Below are 19,471 nucleotides of genomic sequence, written 5' to 3'. Positions count from 1 at the left end.
AACATGCCGGCTTCCCAGGTGGCACTGGGCGGACTCACCCTTTCGCCCCTGGAGTTCGAAGGAGGCATCTCCAAGTTCGACCTGTCCCTCTACATGCAGGAGACGCCGGAGGGACTGCGCGGCATCTTCGAATACAACACCGACCTCTTCGAGCCGGAGACGATCGGCCGCATGACCGGGCACCTGCAGGTGCTGCTGTCGGCCGCGGTGGCCTCGCCCGGCACGCCCGTGTCCCGGCTGCCGCTGCTCCCGCAGGCCGAGCAGCACAAGGTGCTGGTGGAGTGGAACGACCTGCCGCTGGACTACCCGCGCGAGGCCTGCATCCACGAGCTGTTCGAGGCCCAGGTGGCTCGTACCCCCGACGCCGAGGCCCTCGTCGACGGCTCCCGCTCGCTCTCCTACGCCGAGCTCAACGCCCGCGCCAACCAGCTCGCCCACTCCCTGCGCGCCCTCGGTGTCACGCCTGAAACGCCCGTCGGCATCTGCTCCAGGCGCTCGGCCGACCTCGTCGTCGGTCTGCTCGGCATCCTCAAGGCCGGCGGCCTCTACGTCCCGCTCGACCCCGCCTACCCTCGCGAGCGTCTGGGCTTCATCGTCGAGGACGCCCAACTGCGCTTCCTCGTCGCTCAGTCCGCTGTGACTGACAGCCTCCCCCCGCACTCCGCTCATGTGCTGCTGCTCGACAAGGACGTGGAGGCCCTCTCGCGCGCCAGCACCAGCAACCCCGCCCGGGCCGCCACCAGCGCCAACCTCGCCTACCTCATCTACACCTCGGGCAGCACGGGCCGTCCCAAGGGCGTCTCCATCGAGCACCGCAACGCCGTCTCCTTCCTCTCCTGGGCCCGCACCGTCTTCTCTCCGGAGCTGCTCTCCGGAATGCTCGCCTCCACCTCCATTGCCTTCGACCTGTCCGTCTTCGAGCTCTTCCTCCCCCTGAGCCTTGGCGGCACCGTCCTGCTCTCCGGCAATGCCCTGGAGCTGCCCTCGCTGCCCGCTGCCCAGCGTGTCTCGCTCGTCAACACCGTCCCCTCCGCCATGTCCGAGCTGCTGCGCTCCGGCGGCCTCCCCGCTTCCGTTCGCGTCGTCAACCTCGCTGGCGAGCCCCTGGCCACCTCCCTCGTCCAGCAGCTCTACCAGCAGCCCGGCCTCTCCCTCGTCTACGACCTCTACGGGCCCTCGGAGACCACCACCTACTCCACCTTCACCCTGCGCCACGCCGACAAGCCGGCCACCATCGGCCGCCCCATCTCCGGCACCCAGGTGTACCTCCTCGACTCCCTCCTGCAGCCCGTCCCCATGGGCGTGCCCGGTGAAGTCTTCATCGCTGGCGCTGGTGTCTCCCGCGGCTACCTCGGCCGTCCGGAGCTCACCGCAGAGAAGTTCCTCCCAGACCCCTTCAGCTCCTCGCCCGGCGCTCGCATGTACCGCACCGGCGACCTGGCCCGGTACCGCGCCGACGGCAACCTGGAGTACCTCGGCCGCACCGACTTCCAGGTGAAGGTGCGCGGCTTCCGCATCGAGCTGGGCGAAATCGAGTCCGTGCTCGACAAACACCCTGGCGTGCGTCAGGTGGTCGTCGTCGCCCGCGAGGACAAGCCCGGCGACAAGCGGCTGGTGGCCTACCTCACGCCTTCCGGTGCGCAGGCCCCCACCACCGCCGAGCTGCGCTCCCATCTCAAGCAGCACCTGCCCGAGCACATGGTGCCCTCGGCCTTCGTGGTGCTCGAGCAGCTGCCCCTTACCCCCAACGGCAAGATCAACCGCAAGGCCCTGCCCGCTCCGGAAATGGGTGAGCCGGGAGGCGAGTACGTCGCCCCACGTACGCCCACCGAGGAGCTGCTCGCTGGCATCTGGGCCGAAGTGCTGGCGGTGCCGCGCGTGGGTGCCGAGGACAACTTCTTCGAGCTGGGCGGCCACTCGCTGCTGGCCACCCGCGTCCTCTCGCGCCTGCGCACCACCTTCGAGGTGGAGCTGCCCGTGCGCGCCCTCTTCGAGGCTCCCACCCTCTCCGCGCTGGCTCGCAAGATCGACGAGGCCCGAGGCGGACGAAACCAGGGCGTGCCGGGGATTGCGCTCGCGGGCTCCGTGGAGGCGGAGCGCTCCAATGCGCGTCCCCTGTCCTTCGCCCAGCAGCGGCTGTGGTTCCTCGACCAGCTCGAGCCCGGCAGCCCCTTCTACAATCTCCCGGTGGCGCTGCGGCTCACCGGCACGCTGGACCCCGAGGCCCTGCGCCGCGCCTTCCAGGCCCTCGTGCGCCGTCATGAGTCCCTGCGCACCACCTTCGCCTCCCGCGACGGCCAGCCCGTGCAGTTCATCGCTCCGGCCCTCGAGCTTCCGCTCGAGGTGATGGACCTGGGGGACGTGCCCGCCGCCGAGCGCGAGACCCGGGCCCAGGAGCTGGCCCGCCAGGAGGCGCTGCGCCCGTTCGACCTGGCCCACGGCCCGCTCGTGCGCACCTGCCTGCTGCGCCTGAGCGCCGACGAGCACGTGCTGCTCGTCACCCAGCACCACATCGTCTCCGACGGCTGGTCCATGGGCGTGCTCGTGCGCGAGATGGCCGCGCTCTACGCCGCCTTCGCTTCCGGCCAGCAGCCCACCCTGCCGGCGCTGCCGCTGCAGTACCCCGACTTCGCCCACTGGCAGCGCTCCTGGTTGCAGGGCGAGGTGCTCGACGCCCAGGTGCGTTACTGGAAGCAGCAGCTCGCCGGTGCTCCCGCCTACCTGGAGCTGCCCACCGACAAGCCGCGTCCCGCCCACCAGACCGTGCGCGGCGCCCAACACCTCTTCCGCCTGCCGCCCGCGCTCTCCGAGGCGCTCACCGCCACCAGCAAGCAGAATGGCGCCAGCCTCTTCATGACGCTGCTGGCCGCCTTCCAGGTGCTGTTGCACCGCTACTCCGGCCAGGATGACATCATCGTCGGCTCACCCATCGCCGGACGGACGCGTGCCGAGCTGGAGGGGCTGATCGGCTTCTTCGTCAACACGCTCGCCCTGCGCTCGCGCATTTCGCCGGAGGCGTCCTTCCGCGACCTGCTCCGCCAGGTGCGTGACACCACCCTGGGCGCCTACGAGCACCAGGACATCCCCTTCGAGAAGCTCGTCGAGGAGCTCTCTCCGCAGCGCTCGCTAGGCCACTCGCCCCTGTTCCAGGTGATGTTCTCCCTGCAGAACACGCCGATCTCCCGGCTGGCGTTGAGCGGGCTCGAGCTATCGCCCCTGGAGCTCGAGGGCGCCACCGCCAGGTTCGACCTCTCGCTCTCGTTCGTCGAGGGCCCGAATGGCCTCATGGGCGGCCTCACCTACAAGACCGACCTGTTCCACGCGGACACGGTGGCGCGGATGGTGCGCCACTTCCAGGTCCTCCTGGAGGCCATCACCGCGAGCCCGGACACCGCCATCCGCGACCTGCCGCTGCTCACGCCCGAGGAGCGCCAGCAGGTGCTCGTGACGTGGAATGACACGCGCGCGGACTTCCCGCGGGAGGCCACGCTCCACTCGCTCTTCCAGGCCCAGGCCCTCCGCACGCCCGGCGCCATCGCCGTGGAGACCGAGACCGCCTCCCTCACCTACCGCCAGCTCGACGAGGCCGCCACCCGCCTCGCCTTTCACCTGCGCTCGCTCGGCGTGGGCCCCGGCGCGCGTGTCGCCCTCTGCTTCGAGCGCTCCCCCGAGCTCGTCGTCGCCCTGCTCGCCACCCTCGAGGCCGGCGCCGCCTGGGTTCCGCTGGATCCGGACTACCCCTCCGAGCGCCTGGAGCTGATGCTCGAGGACAGCGGCGCCGCGCTGCTGCTCGCCCGCGCCTCCGTGCAGGAGGCCCTGCGCTCCACCACGGCCCAGCGCCTCCGGGTGGACTCGCTGGAGTCGCTCGACGCGCTGCCCACGCCGCCCCAGGGCACGCGGCTGCCCGAGACCGGGGCCAGCAGCCCCGCCTACGTCATCTACACCTCGGGCAGCACCGGCCGGCCCAAGGGTGTCCAGGTGGCGCACCGCGCCGCCGTCAACCACCTGCACTGGCGCCAGCAGCACTTCCCCATGGGCCCCCAGGATGCCTTCCTCCAGAAGGCCTCCTTCAGCTTCGACATCTCCGTCTGGGAGCTGTTCGCGCCGCTGCTGGCCGGAGCGCGCCTGGTGCTCGCACGTCCCGGTGGCCAGCGGGATCCCGAGTACCTGGCCCAGGCCGTGGTCCGCCACGCCATCACCCACCTGCACTTCGGCCCCGCGCCGCTCTCGGTCTTCCTCCAGACGCCGGGCGTGGAGCGCTGCCAGTCGCTGCGCTACGTCTTCTGCGGTGGCGAGCCCCTTACGCCCGAGCTGCACTCGCGCTTCGTCTCCACGCTGGGTGCCCGGCTGGTCCACCAGTACGGGCCCACGGAGACGTGCATCGACTGCACGGCCTGGGAGTGCCCGCCGCACGCGGTGTCCGCGCTGCCCATCGGCCGCCCCATCGCCAACACCCAGGCGTACGTGCTGGACGCGTGGCTGCGGCCCGTGCCTCCCGGCTTGCCCGGAGAGCTCTTCATCGGCGGCGAGGGCCTGGCGCTGGGCTACCTCCACCGTCCGGAGCTCACCACCGAGCGATTCCTCCCGGATCCGTTCAGCGCCGTCCCGGGAGCCCGCCTCTACCGTACCGGTGACAAGGCGCGCTGGCTGGCCGACGGCACCCTCGAGTTCCTGGGCCGCCTGGACACGCAGGTGAAGGTGCGGGGCTACCGCATCGAGCTGGGCGAGCTCGAATCCGTCCTGAGCCGTCACCCGGCCGTGCGCCAGAGCGCCGTGATGGCCCGGGAGGACCGGCCCGGCGACAAGCGCCTCGTGGCCTACGTGGTGACCACGGCCCCCACGTCCCCCGCGGAGCTACGCGCCTTCCTGCAGCGGCACCTGCCCGAGTACATGGTGCCCTCCGCCTTCGTGACGCTCGCGCAACTGCCGCTCACGGCCAACGGCAAGGTGGACAGGAAGGCGCTGCCCGCCCCGGAGGCCACCGACGCCGGTCCTGGCGCCGGGTACATCGCCCCGCGCACGCCCACCGAGGAGCAGCTCGCCGCCATCTGGACGCAGCTCCTCTCCGTGCCGCGCGCTGGCGCCGAGGACGACTTCTTCGAGCTGGGCGGCCACTCGCTGCTGGCCACCCAGGTCGTCTCCCGCGTGCGCACCGCCTTCGGGGTAGAGCTGCCCGTGCGCACCGTCTTCGAGGCCCCCACCCTCGCCGCGCTCGCGCTGGAGATCGACCGGGCACGGCCCTCCCAGAGCGCGCCGCGGGTCTCGCGCCCGAAGTCCATCGAGCGCACGGGAGACATCCCGCTCGCCTTCTCGCAGCAGCGGCTGTGGTTCCTCGATCAGCTCGAGCCCGGCAGCCCCGTCTACAACATCCCCTCCGCGCTGCGGCTCTCGGGCACGCTCGACATCGAGGCCCTGCGCCAGGCCTTCGAGGCCCTCGTGCGCCGTCACGAGTCCCTGCGCACCACCTTCGCCTCGCGCGACGGGCAGCCCGTGCAGGTCATCGCTCCGGCGCTCACCGTGCCGCTCGAGGTGAGGGACCTGGCGGACGTGCCCGCCGCCGAGCGTGAGGCCCGGGCCCATGAGCTGGCCCGTCACGAGTCCCTGCGCCCGTTCGATCTGGCCAACGGCCCGCTCGTGCGCACCTCGCTGTTGCGCCTGACGCCGGAGGACCACGTGCTGCTCGTGGCCATGCACCACATCGTCTCCGATGGTTGGTCCATGGGCGTGCTGGTGCGGGAGATGGCCTCGCTCTACGCGGCCTTCGCGTCCGGCCAGCAGCCGTCGCTTCCGCCCCTGCCGCTCCAGTACCCCGACTTCGCGCTCTGGCAGCGCTCGTGGCTGCGGGGCGAGGTGCTCGACGCGCAGGTGGGCTTCTGGAAGCAGCAGCTCTCCGGTGCCACCCTCTCGCTGGAGCTGCCCACCGACAAGCCGCGTCCCCCGGTGCAGACGTTCCGGGGTGACCACCTGCCCGTCACCCTGCCCAAGGCGCTCTCCGACTCCATCAAGTCGCTCTCCATGCGCCTGGGCGTCACGCCCTTCATGACGTTGCTGGCGGGCTTCCAGGTGCTCCTGCACCGCTACTCGCGCCAGGACGACATCTCCGTCGGCTCGCCCATCGCCGGCCGCCGCGACACCGAGCTGGAAGGGCTCATCGGCTTCTTCGTCAACACGCTCGTCCTGCGCGCGCGCTTCTCGCCCGGGACGTCCTTCCGCGACCTGCTCCTGCAGGTGCGTGACACCACCCTGGGCGCCTACGAGCACCAGGACATCCCCTTCGAGAAGCTCGTCGAGGAGGTCCAGCCGCAGCGCGACCTCAGCCGCTCGCCGCTCTTCCAGGTGATGTTCGTGCTGCAGAACGCGCCGTCGGAGACGCTGAGACTGCCGGGCCTCACCCTGCGCTCGGTGCCGCAGCCGAGCGGCACGTCCAAGTTCGACTGGACGCTCGCGCTCACCGACACGCCCAACGGCTTCGCCGGAGGACTCGAGTACAACACCGACCTCTTCGAGCGCGGCACGGTGGCGCGCGCCATGGAGCACCTGCGCATCCTGCTCGAGGCCGCGGTGGCCTCGCCCGATACGGCGGTGTCCTGGCTGCCGATGCTCCCCGAGGCCGAGAAGCGCAAGCTGCTCGTCGAGCTCAACGACACCCGCGCCGACTTCCCACGCGACGCGCTCATCCACGAGCTGTTCCAGGCCCAGGCCGCGAAGACGCCCGGCGCCCTGGCCGTCCTCTTCGGCCAGCACACGCTCACCTATGCCGAGCTCGACGCGCGCGCCAACCAGCTCGCTCATGCCCTGGTGCAGCTGGGCGCCGGTCCCGACATCCCCGTGGCCCTGTGCGTCGAGGCCTCCCTGGAGATGGTCATCGGCCTGCTGGGCATCCTCAAGGCCGGTGCCACCTACGTCCCGCTCGACCCGGCCCATCCCCCCGAGCGCCTCTCCTTCATGCTGGAGGACAGCCGCGCGCCGCTGCTCCTCACCCAGTCCCACCTGCGGGGCAAGCTGCCGGCGTTCTCCGGCCAGGTGCTCCAGCTCGACACCGGCTGGCCGTCCGAGCCGGAGCGGAGCGCCGGGCCGCCCGCCTCCCGCGTCACCCCGGACAACCTCGCCTACATCATCTACACCTCGGGCAGCACCGGCCGGCCCAAGGGCGTCATGGTGCCCCACCGCGGCGTGCCCAACCTCGTCCAGGCGCAGGCCCGGGAGTTCGGCATCCGCCCCGGCAGCCGCGTCCTCCAGTTCGCCTCCTTCAGCTTCGACGCCTCCGTGTCCGAGGTGGCCGTCACGCTGCTGTCCGGCGCCACGCTCTGCCTGGCCCGCCGTGACACCCTGATGCCGGGGCCCGGGCTGCTCGCCCTGCTGCGCGAGCAGACCATCAACGTCGTCACCTTCCCGCCGTCGTTGCTGGCCCTGCTGCCGAGCGACGGGCTGGACGCACTGCACACCGTGGTGTCCGCCGGTGAAGCCTGCTCCCCGGAGCTCGTCGCCCGCTGGGCCACGCCCCGCCGCCGCTTCCTCAATGCCTACGGCCCCACGGAGACCACCGTATGCGCCACCATGGCCACGAGTGAGCCCGACGGCCAGCGTCCGCCCATCGGCCGCCCCATCTCCAACTTCCAGGTGTACGTGCTCGACGAGCGGCTGCAGCCGGTGCCCACCGGCGTGCCCGGCGAGCTCTACATCGGCGGCGTGGGAGTCTCGCGCGGCTACCTCGGCCGCCCGGAGCTCACCGCCGAGAAGTTCATCCCGGACACGTTCAGTGGGGAGCCGGGTGCCCGCCTCTATCGCACGGGAGACCTCGTCCGGTACCTGGCCAGCGGCGAGCTGGAGTACCTGGGCCGTACCGACTTCCAGGTGAAGGTGCGCGGCTTCCGCATCGAGCTGGGCGAAATCGAGTCCGTGCTCGACCGCCATGCCGGTGTGCGCCAGAGCCTCGTCATCGCCCGCGAGGACAGGCCCGGCGACAAGCGCCTCGTGGCCTACGTCGTGCCCGTGGAGCCCAAGTCCCCCACTTCCCCTCTCCCCTCGGGAGAGGGACGGGGTGAGGGTGCCGAGAGCCCCGGGTTGAATCCCGCGGAGCTGCGCACCTGGCTCAAGCAGCACCTGCCCGAGTACATGGTGCCCTCGGCCTTCGTGGTGCTGGAGCAGCTGCCGCTCAGCCCCAACGGCAAGGTGGACAGGAGGGAGCTGCCCGCTCCGGAGGCGACGGCTTCCACCGCCGAGTACCTCGCCCCGCGCACGCCCACCGAGGAGCAGCTCGCCGCCATCTGGGCCGAAGTGCTCTCCGTGCCGCGCGTGGGCGCCGAGGAAAACTTCTTCGAGCTGGGTGGCCACTCGCTGCTGGCCACGCGAGTCCTCTCGCGCATGCGCACCACCTTCGAGGTGGAGCTGCCCGTGCGCGCCCTCTTCGAAGCGCCCACGCTCTCCGCGCTGGCGCTCAAGATCGACGAGGCGCGCATCCAGCAGACGAGGAAGGGGCCGCAGGCGCCTCCGCTGCGTCCGGCGCCGCGCACGGGAGACATCCCGCTCGCCTTCACCCAGCAACGGCTGTGGTTCCTCGACCAGCTCGAGCCGGGCAGCCCCGTCTACAACATCCCCATCGCGCTTCGGCTCTCCGGCCAGTTGGACACGGGCGCGCTGCGCCGCGCCTTCGAGGCCCTCGTGCACCGTCACGAGTCCCTGCGCACCACCTTCGCCACCCGCGATGGGCAGCCCGTGCAGATCATCACTCCGGCGGCCAGCGTCCCGCTCGAGGTGCGGGACCTGTCGGACGTGCCCGCCGCCGAGCGTGAGGGCCGGGCCCAGGAGCTGGCCCGTCAGGAGGCGCTGCGCCCGTTCGATCTGGCCCGTGGTCCGCTCCTGCGTGCGGCCCTGCTGCGCCTGGGTGCGGACGACCATGTGCTGCTCGTGGCCATGCACCACATCGTCTCGGACGGTTGGTCCATGGGCGTGCTGGTGCGCGAGGTGGCCGCCTTCTACGCCGCCTTCGCCTCCGGCCAGCAGCCGTCGCTGCCGCCCCTGCCCGTCCAGTACCCCGACTTCGCCCTCTGGCAGCGCGCGTGGCTGCAGGGCGAGGCGCTCGATGCGCAGCTGAGCTACTGGAAGCAGCAGCTCGCCAGTGCGCCCGCGCACCTGGAGCTGAGCACCGACAAGCCCCGGCCTCCGGTGCAGACATTCCGGGGTGACAACCTGCCCGTCACCCTGCCCAAGGCGCTCTCCGAGTCCCTCAAGACCCTGTCCACGCGCCTGGGCGTCACGCCCTTCATGACGCTGCTGGCGGGCTTCCAGGTGCTGCTGCACCGCTACTCGCGCCAGGACGACATCCTGGTCGGCTCGCCCATCGCCGGCCGCCGCAGCACCGAGCTGGAGGGCCTCATCGGCTTCTTCATCAACACGCTCGTCCTGCGCGCGCGCTTCTCGCCCGGGATGAGCTTCCGCGATCTGCTGTTGCAGGTGCGCGACACCACCCTGGCGGGCTACGAGCACCAGGAGCTGCCTTTCGAGAAGCTCGTCGAGGAGCTCCAGCCGCAGCGCGACCTGAGCCGTACGCCCTTCTTCCAGGTGATGTTCATCCTGCAGAACGCGCCGTCCGAGACGCTGAGGCTGCCGGGCCTCACCCTGCGCCCGGTGTCTCAGGCGAGCGGCACGGCGAAGTTCGACTGGACGCTCGCGCTCACCGACACGCCGGACGGCTTCTCGGGAGGACTCGAGTACAACACCGACCTCTTCGAGCGCGACACCGTGGCGCGTGCCATGGAGCACCTGTGCATCCTGCTCGAGACCGCCATCGCCCACCCGGAGACGCGGCTCTCCGACCTGCCGCTGCTGTCCGAGGCGGAGAAGCACAAGGTGCTGGTGGAGTGGAACGACCTGCCGCTCGACTACCCGCGCGAGGCCTGCATCCACGAGCTGTTCGAGGCCCAGGTGGCGCGTACGCCTGACGCCGAGGCCCTCGTCGACGGCTCCCGCTCGCTCACCTACGCCGAGCTCAACGCCCGCGCCAACCAGCTCGCCCACTCCCTGCGCGCTCTCGGCGTCACGCCTGAAACGCCCGTCGGCATCTGCTCCAAGCGCTCGGCCGACCTCGTCGTCGGCCTGCTCGGCATCCTCAAGGCCGGTGGCCTCTACGTCCCGCTCGACCCCGCCTACCCCCGCGAGCGCCTGGGCTTCATCGTCGAGGACGCCCAACTGCGCTTCCTCGTCGCTCAGTCCGCTGTGACTGACAGCCTGCCCCCGCACTCCGCTCATGTGCTGCTGCTCGACAAGGACGTGGAGGCCCTCTCGCGCGCCAGCACCAGCAACCCCGCCCGGGCCGCCACCAGCGCCAACCTCGCCTACCTCATCTACACCTCGGGCAGCACCGGCCGTCCCAAGGGCGTCTCCATCGAGCACCGCAACGCCGTCTCCTTCCTCTCCTGGGCCCGCACCGTCTTCTCTCCGGAGCTCCTCTCCGGAATGCTCGCCTCCACCTCCATTGCCTTCGACCTGTCCGTCTTCGAGCTCTTCCTCCCCCTGAGCCTCGGCGGCACCGTCCTCCTCTCCGGCAATGCCCTGGAGCTGCCCTCGCTGCCCGCTGCCCAGCGTGTCTCGCTCGTCAACACCGTCCCCTCCGCCATGTCCGAGCTGCTGCGCTCCGGCGGCCTCCCCTCCTCCGTGCGTGTCGTCAACCTCGCTGGCGAGCCCCTGGCCACCTCCCTCGTCCAGCAGCTCTACCAGCAGCCCGGCCTCTCCCTCGTCTACGACCTCTACGGGCCCTCGGAGACCACCACCTACTCCACCTTCACCCTGCGCCATGCCGACAAGCCGGCCACCATCGGCCGTCCCATCTCCGGCACCCAGGTGTACCTCCTCGACTCCCTCCTGCAGCCCGTCCCCATGGGCGTGCCCGGTGAAGTCTTCATCGCTGGCGCTGGTGTCTCCCGCGGCTACCTCGGCCGTCCGGAGCTCACCGCAGAGAAGTTCCTCCCAGACCCCTTCAGCTCCTCGCCGGGCGCGCGCATGTACCGCACCGGTGACCTGGCCCGGTACCGCGCTGACGGCAACCTGGAGTACCTCGGCCGCACCGACTTCCAGGTGAAGGTGCGCGGCTTCCGCATCGAGCTGGGCGAAATCGAGTCCGTGCTCGACAAGCACCCCGGCGTGCGCCAGGTCGTCGTCGTCGCCCGCGAGGACAAGCCCGGTGACAAGCGGCTGGTGGCCTACCTCACGCCCTCGGGCGAGCAGGCACCCACCACCGCCGAGCTGCGCGCTCACCTCAAGCAGCACCTGCCCGAGCACATGGTTCCCTCGGCCTTCATGGTGCTGGAGCAACTGCCCCTCACCCCCAACGGCAAGATCAACCGCAAGGCACTGCCCGCTCCGGAAATGGGTGAGCCGGGAGGCGAGTACATCGCCCCGCGCACCCCCACCGAGGAGCTGCTCGCCGGCATCTGGGCCGAAGTGCTGGCGGTGCCGCGCGTCGGTGCCGAGGACAACTTCTTCGAGTTGGGCGGCCACTCGCTGCTGGCGACCCGGGTCCTCTCGCGCCTGCGCACCACCTTCGGGGTGGAGCTGCCCGTGCGCGCCCTCTTCGAGGCTCCCACCCTCTCCGCGCTCGCGCACGCGCTCGATGAGGCCCGGCGTACCCAGAACGATCTGCAGACCGTGCACCAGCGGGCCTCCGGAGAGAGAGACATCCCGCTCGCCTTCTCGCAGCAGCGGCTGTGGTTCCTCGACCAGCTCGAGCCCGGCAGCCCCGTCTACAACATCCCCGTCGCGATCAAGTTCTCCGGGCAACTCGACATCGAGGCCCTGCGCCAGGCCTTCCAGGAGCTCGTGCGCCGTCACGAGTCCCTGCGCACCACCTTCGCCTCGCGCGACGGCCAGCCCGTGCAGCTCATCGCTCCGGCGCTCGACATCCCCCTCGAGGTGATCGACCTGGGGGACGTGCCCGCTCCGGAGCGTGAGACCCAGGCCCGCGAGCTGGCCCGTCAGGAGGCGCTGCGCCCGTTCGATCTGGCCCATGGTCCGCTCCTGCGTGCGGCCCTGTTGCGCCTGAGCGCCGACGAGCATGTGCTGCTCGCCGCCATGCACCACATCGTCTCCGACGGCTGGTCCATGGGGGTGCTGGTGCGCGAGGTGGCCGTGCTCTACGCCGCCTTCGCCGCTGGCCAGCAGCCGTCCCTGCCGCCGCTGCCCGTCCAGTACCCCGACTTCGCCCTCTGGCAGCACTCGTGGCTGCAGGGCGAGGTGCTCGCTACGCAGCTGAGCTACTGGAAGCAGCAGCTCTCCGGTGCTCCCGCGCACCTGGAGCTGCCCACGGACAAGCCGCGGCCTCCCGTGCAGACCTTCCGGGGAACCAGCCTGCCCGTGGCCCTGCCCAAGGCGCTCTCCGAGTCCATCAAGTCGCTCTCCACGCGCCTCGGTGTCACGCCGTTCATGACGCTGCTGGCGGGCTTCCAGGCGCTGCTGCATCACTACTCGCGCCAGGACGACATCTCGGTCGGCTCACCCATCGCCGGCCGCCGGAGCACCGAGCTGGAAGGCCTCATCGGGTTCTTCGTCAACACGCTCGTCCTGCGCTCGCGCTTCTCGCCCGGGATGTCCTTCCGGGACCTGCTGTTGCAGGTGCGTGACACCACGCTCGGGGCCTACGAGCACCAGGAGCTGCCCTTCGAGAAGCTCATCGAGCAGCTCCAGCCCCAGCGCGACCTCAGCCGCCCGCCGCTCTTCCAGGTGATGTTCTCCCTGCAGAACACGCCGTCCGGAGCGACGGTGCCGCCGCCCGGCGCCGCGCCCGGCCTCACCCTGAGCAAGCTGGAGTTCCCGAACAGCACGGCGAAGTTCGACTGGACGCTCGCGCTCACCGACACGCCGGAGGGCTTCTCGGGAAGCCTCGAGTACAACACCGACCTCTTCGAGCGCGACACCGTGGCGCGTGCCATGGAGCACCTGCGCATCCTGCTCGAGGCCGCGGTGGCCTCGCCCGGCACACCCGTGTCCCGGCTGCCGCTGCTCTCCGAGGCGGAGAAGCACAAGGTGCTGGTGGAGTGGAACGACCTGCCGCTCGACTACCCGCGCGAGGCCTGCATCCACGAGCTGTTCGAGGCCCAGGTGGCTCGTACGCCTGACGCCGAGGCCCTCGTCGACGGCTCCCGCTCGCTCTCCTACGCCGAGCTCAACGCCCGCGCCAACCAGCTCGCCCACTCCCTGCGCGCCCTCGGCGTCACTCCTGAAACGCCCGTCGGCATCTGCTCCAGGCGCTCGGCCGACCTCGTCGTCGGTCTGCTCGGCATCCTCAAGGCCGGCGGCCTCTACGTCCCGCTCGACCCCGCCTACCCCCGCGAGCGTCTGGGCTTCATCGTCGAGGACGCCCAACTGCGCTTCCTCGTCGCTCAGTCCGCTGTGACTGACAGCCTGCCCCCGCACTCCGCTCATGTGCTGCTGCTCGACAAGGACTCCGACTCCCTCGCGCGCGCCAGCACCAGCAATCCTCCTCGGGCCGCCACCAGCGCCAACCTCGCCTACCTCATCTACACCTCGGGCAGCACCGGCCGTCCCAAGGGCGTCTCCATCGAGCACCGCAACGCCGTCTCCTTCCTCTCCTGGGCTCGCACCGTCTTCTCTCCGGAGCTGCTCTCCGGAATGCTCGCCTCCACCTCCATTGCCTTCGACCTGTCCGTCTTCGAGCTCTTCCTTCCCCTGAGCCTCGGCGGCACCGTCCTCCTCTCCGGCAATGCCCTGGAGCTGCCCTCGCTGCCCTCTGCCCAGCGCGTCTCGCTCGTCAACACCGTCCCCTCCGCCATGTCGGAGTTGCTGCGCTCCGGCGGCCTCCCCTCCTCCGTTCGCGTCGTCAACCTCGCTGGCGAGCCCCTGGCCACCTCTCTCGTCCAGCAGCTCTACCAGCAGCCCGGCCTCTCCCTCGTCTACGACCTCTACGGGCCCTCGGAGACCACCACCTACTCCACCTTCACCCTGCGCCACGCCGACAAGCCGGCCACCATCGGCCGTCCCATCTCCGGCACCCAGGTGTACCTGCTCGACTCCCTCCTGCAGCCCGTGCCCATGGGCGTGCCCGGTGAAGTCTTCATCGCTGGCGCTGGTGTCTCCCGCGGCTACCTCGGCCGCCCGGAGCTCACCGCAGAGAAGTTCCTCCCAGACCCCTTCAGCTCCTCGCCCGGCGCGCGCATGTACCGCACCGGCGACCTGGCCCGGTACCGCGCCGACGGCAACCTGGAGTACCTGGGCCGCACCGACTTCCAGGTGAAGGTGCGCGGCTTCCGCATCGAGCTGGGTGAAATCGAGTCCGTGCTCGACAAGCACCCCGGCGTGCGCCAGGTGGTCGTCATCGCCCGCGAGGACAAGCCCGGCGACAAGCGGCTGGTGGCCTACCTCACGCCTTCCGGTGAGCAGGCTCCCACCACCACTGAGCTACGCGCTCACCTCAAGCAGCACCTGCCCGAGCACATGGTGCCCTCGGCCTTCGTGGTGCTCGAGCAGCTACCCCTTACCCCCAACGGCAAGATCAACCGCAAGGCCCTGCCCGCTCCGGAGGGCGGCAACGACGCTGGCACCGAGTACCTCGCCCCGCGGACGCCCATCGAGGGGCAGCTCACCGCCATCTGGGCCGAGGTACTCTCGGTGCCGCGCGTCGGCATCCGGGACAACTTCTTCGAGCTGGGCGGCCACTCCCTCCTGGCCACGCGGCTGACGTCCCGCGTGCACCAGGCCCTGGGAATCCGTCCGAGCGTGCTCACGCTCTTCCAGAACCCCACGGTCGAGTCCCTCGCCGCGGCGCTGCGCCGGCAGCGGGACGGCGCGGAGGCCATGCGCTCGATGATGAAGCTGAACGAGGGGGAGCCCCACCAGCGGCCCCTGTTCCTCGCCCACCCCGCGGGCGGTGGCGTGATGAGCTACACGCAGTTGGTGGAACACCTCGGCACGAACCGGCCCATCTACGCGCTGCTCGATCCGGCGCTGCACACGGGGGAGCGGCTCCCGGCCTCCGTGGAGGCGATGGCGCGCCACTACGTCGCGCAGATCCGCGAGGTCCAACCCCAGGGCCCCTACTCCCTGGGCGGCTGGTCCTTCGGCGGCCTGCTGGCCTTCGAGATGGCCCAGCAGCTCCAGGCGGCGGGCGAGATGGTAGAGCTGCTCGCGCTGCTCGACACCCACGCGCCAGGGACCCAGGAGAAGCTCGACGAGCTGTCCATCCTGGCCGGATTCCTCGGCAACCTCGGGCTGCCGCAGAACCTCGCGTTGGACCCCGAGCACATGATGCGGCTCGGCGCGCGGGAGCGGCTGGACTACGTGATGGAGCAGGCCAACGCCGGCATCGAGCCCGAGCAGGCCTGGCGCCTCTTCGAGGTCTTCCAGCGCCACCTCCAGGCGCAGATGAGCTACACGGCCCGCCCGTACGCGGGACGCGCCGTGCTATTCAAGGCCAGTACGCAACCGGAAGGAGTCGCACCGGACGGCCGACTGGGGTGGAGCGCGTTCATCAGCGGCGCGCTCGACATCCACGAGGTCCCGGGCGCGCATCACAATATGTTGAACGATCCCCATGCCGAAACCCTGGCGCAGCGGCTCGCCCAGGTCCTGAACACCCTGTCCGGACGGGAGGCGGCATGAGCACCGCGGAGCCTCGAACCGGCGCCAGCCCGCTGCGCGCCTTCGGTGTCACCTGGGTGGGGCACATGTTCTCGTTGGTGGGCTCGGGGCTGACCAGCTTCGCGCTCGGCGTCGAGGTCTACAAGCGCACTGGCTCCATCACCAAGTTGTCGCTGGTCACCTTCTTCGCCACCGTGCCCTTCGTGCTGGTGGCGCCGTTCGCTGGCGCGCTGGTGGACCGGTGGAACCGCCGCACGGTGATGTTGATCAGCGATCTCTGCGCGGGCATCTGCTCGTTCTTCATCTGGGGCATGATCGCCGGGGTCGAGTCGGGCCGCTGGCCGCTGGAGATCTGGCACTTCTACCTGCCGTTCGCGCTGAGCTCGGTCTTCGCCGCGTTCCGCGGGCCGGCCCTGACCGCCGCCACGACGCAGCTGGTGCCCAAGGAGCACCTGGGCCGGGCCAACGGCATGCTCGAGCTGGCCGCCGGCTCCAGCCAGCTCATCTCGCCCGTGCTCGCGGGAGCGCTGGTGGTGAGGATCGGGCTGCAGGGCATCATCCTGATCGACCTGACGACCTTCGTCTTCGCCTTCGTGAGCCTGCTGTTCGTCCGCATCCCGTCCCTGCCGCCCTCCCAGACGGCGGCGCCCAAGAGTTCGCTGGCGCGCGAGGTGGCCCAGGGCTGGAGCTTCATCCGGACGCGTCCCGGGCTGGTCGGGCTGCTGGCGTCCAGCACCGCCACCAACGTGGTCCTGGGCCTGGTGACGGTGCTGATCACCCCCCTGGTCCTGAGCTTCGGGGACGCGGACACGCTGGGCGCCGTCCTGTCCCTGGCCGGCCTGGGAATGCTGTTCGGAGGCATCGCGATGAGCATCTGGGGCGGCCCCAAGCGGCTGGTCCGGGGCCTGCTCGGCCTGCAGATGGTGGCGGGCTTCGTGCTGTTCGGAGGAGCCCTGCCCGCCAACATGCCGACCGTCGCGCTGTGCGCGGGGCTGTTCCTCTTCACCATGCCCCTCATCATGGGCACCCTGCAGAGCATCTGGCAGCGCAAGGTGCCCCAGGAGTTGCAGGGGCGCGTCTTCGCCACGAAGCGGATGATCGCCATTGCCTCGTCCCCCCTGGCCTCGCTGCTGGCCGGACCCCTGGCGGACCGGTTCTTCGAGCCCTGGCTGTCCCCGGGTGGCGCGCTCGCCGGGAGCGTCGGGCGGGTGGTGGGCACCGGTACCGGGCGGGGCATCGGCTTCCTGCTGGTCGTGCTGGGGCTGGTGCTGGTGGTCAACTCCCTCGTCACCTGGCTGGTCCCTCGCGTGCGCCACATCGAGGCGGAGCTGCCAGATGCCATCCCGGACAAGCCGGCGGACAACGTCACGTCCCTGCCGGGCAACCCCCCCACCGCCGGAGGCGAACCGGCGCTCGCCGCTGCCGCTGGAGACTCGAGGTCATGACGATGCTGAAGCAGGTGTTCCGGCTCCTCAAGATGATGCCCAAGGTGATGGCCGCCGCCACGCCCGGCATCGGCCCCCGCATGGCCCGTGGCCGCTGGCCGCGGACGCAGGGGACGCTGACGGCTCCGGGCCTCAACGGGCCCGTGGAGATCATCCGCGACAGCTGGGGCGTGCCCCACATCTACACGAAGGACGAGCATGACTTGTTCTTCGCCCAGGGCTACGTGCAGGCGCAGGACCGGCTGTGGCAGATGGAGCTGAGCCGCCGGGTCTCCGATGGCACGCTGGCCAGCATGATGGGTCCGCCCGCGGTGGGCGTGGATCGCGTCATGCGCACCCTCGGGCTGCGGCGGGCCGCCGAGCGCGGCTGGGCGCAGGTGAAGGGAGAGGTCCGCGCCTTCGCCGAGGCCTATGCGGCGGGCGTGAACGCGCGCATCCAGTGCGAGCCCCTGCCGCTCGAGTGCTCCATCTTCGACGTCAGCCCGGCGCCCTGGACGCCGGTGGACACGCTGGCGCGAGGCAACATCCTGGCGCTCGCGCTGGGCGGCAACCACCGGCTGGAGCTGTTCCGCGCCCGGTTGCTGGCGGAGGTGGGCGAGGAGCTCACCGCGATGATCCTCCCCTCGCACGCGCCCAACACGCCCCTCATCGTGCCGCCCGAGGCCATGAACCTCCGGGGCCTGCGCGGCGTGACGAAGCTGGAGGGCCTGGATCAGGTGGACGCGTTGCTGGGAGACCCGAACATCGTCTCGGGCAGCAACAACTGGGTGGTGCACGGCGAGCGCACCGCGAGCGGCAAGCCCCTGCTGGCCAATGACGTGCACATCGGCCTGTCACTCCCCTCCACCTGGTACGAGAGCGGCCTGCACGGCGGCCGGTTCGACGTGGTGGGCTTCACGCTGCCGGGCGTGCCCATGGTGGTGCTCGGCCACAACGGGCGCCTCGCCTGGGGCATGTCCAACCTGGGCCCCGACACCCAGGACTTCTACATCGAGAAGCTGGACGACCCGAAGGCCCCCAAGCGCTACGAGTTCAAGGGCGAGTGGCACGACCTGGAGATCCTCCGCGAGGAGATCCCCGTGAAGGGCGGCGCGCCGGTGCCGCTGGAGATCCACCTCACCCGGCATGGCCCCCTCATGAACGGGGTGCTCGGCCCGGCGGTGAAGCCGGACTCCGAGCCCCTGGCCCTGCGCTGGGCGCTGCACGACAGCGCGCCGCTGCTCCAGGCGCTGCTCCAGATGAACGTGGCGAAGAGCTGCCAGGACTTCCGCGCGGCGCTCGAGCGGTGGGAGAGCCCCGGCCAGAACTTCGTGTACGCGGACGTGGAGGGCAACATCGGCTACCAGGCCACGGGGAGGATCCCCATCCGTGCCGCGGGGCACCAGGGCATGGTGCCGGTGCCGGGCTGGAGCGGGGAGTACGAGTGGCAGGGGTGGATTCCCTTCCAGGATCTCCCGGCCACGCTCAACCCGCCCGCGGGCTTCGTGGCCACGGCCAACAACAAGATCACCTCGGACGACTACCCCTACCTGATCGCGCACAACTGGTTCCCGGGGTACCGGGCCAAACGGATCACGGATCTGCTGGCGGCGGGTACGAAGCACACCGTCGAGGACATGCGCCGCATCCAGGCCGAGACGTACTCGCTGCCGGCCGAGGCCCTGCGGCCCTACCTGCTGGCGGCGGTGAAGCCGGGGGACGCGCTGCAGACGCGGGCGCTCGAGGAGGTGAAGTCCTGGGACTTGCACTTCGAGACGGATCGCATCGGCGCGACGGTGTACCAGACCTGGTACATCACCCTGCTGCGCCACCTGCTGAGCAACAAGCTGGGCAAGGAACTGGTGGAGCGCTACCTGGCGAGCGAGTACGAGCGCCACGGCAGCATGCACATGCCCTGGGTCATCGGGCTGATGGAGCAGCCCGGCAGCGAGTGGTGGAACGATCCGAAGACGCCCGGGCAGACGCGGGACGACCTGGTGCGCCGCAGCTTCACCGAGGCCGTGCAGTGGCTGAGCCAGCGGTACGGAGCGGACCCGGCCGGCTGGCAGTGGGGCAAGGTGCACACGGTGACGTTCATCTCGGCCCCGCTGGGGCGGCTGGGCCCGGCCTGGGTGCGGCGCGCCTTCAACACCAAGACGCTTCCGGCACGCGGCGACAACTACACGGTGGACGGCTCGTCCTTCCTGTGGAGCCGGCCGTACGACGTCGTGCACGGCACGGCGATGCGGATGATCATCGACCTGAGTGACTTCTCGAAGTCGGTGGGCGTCCACACGCCGGGGCAGAGCGAGCACCTGTACCACCCGCACCGCGACGACATGCTGGAGATGAGCCAGAAGGTGGAGTTCCACCCGCTGCTCTTCACGCGGCAGCAGGTGGAGGCGCACGCCAAGGGCACGCTGACGCTCCAGCCCGCCAGCGCGCTCGCGAAGGGGTGA

General features: G+C 70.6%; 3 protein-coding genes (1 of these 3 cut by a window edge). All 3 read left to right on the top strand.

Annotated features, from left to right (window positions below; genetic code table 11):
• Tightly spaced (each overlapping or abutting the next), the 3 genes in view from NR798_RS19720 to NR798_RS19710 form a layout consistent with a single transcriptional unit that may run on beyond the window.
• Positions 1-15,609, top strand: the 3' portion of a protein-coding gene (locus NR798_RS19720) for a non-ribosomal peptide synthase/polyketide synthase (RefSeq protein WP_375773033.1). The gene continues 10,827 nt to the left of window position 1, outside the view; 15,609 of the gene's 26,436 nt are visible here — the last part of the coding sequence; its start codon lies off the left edge, out of view; the stop codon is at positions 15,607-15,609.
• Positions 15,606-17,033, top strand: a complete 1,428-nt coding sequence (locus NR798_RS19715) for an MFS transporter (protein WP_375773032.1) — start codon at positions 15,606-15,608, stop codon at positions 17,031-17,033. Before NR798_RS19720 ends, NR798_RS19715 begins: the two co-directional genes overlap by 4 nt.
• Complete coding sequence (locus NR798_RS19710) at positions 17,030-19,471, top strand: penicillin acylase family protein (RefSeq protein WP_375773031.1); 2,442 nt, start codon at positions 17,030-17,032, stop codon at positions 19,469-19,471. The genes NR798_RS19715 and NR798_RS19710 overlap by 4 nt, the downstream gene beginning before the upstream one ends.

Origin of the sequence: Archangium gephyra (assembly GCF_042230915.1) — a bacterium.
In the GTDB taxonomy this organism is placed as follows: domain Bacteria; phylum Myxococcota; class Myxococcia; order Myxococcales; family Myxococcaceae; genus Archangium; species Archangium gephyra_B.
The sequence above is the reverse complement of the archived record's forward strand: the minus strand, read 5'-3'. Positions and strand labels throughout refer to the sequence as shown.

Coding starts and splice junctions, on each gene's coding strand:
- NR798_RS19710 (WP_375773031.1), top strand. CDS start 17,030: ATGACGATGCTGAAGCAGGTGTTCCGGCTCCTCAAGATGATGCCCAAG.
- NR798_RS19715 (WP_375773032.1), top strand. CDS start 15,606: ATGAGCACCGCGGAGCCTCGAACCGGCGCCAGCCCGCTGCGCGCCTTC.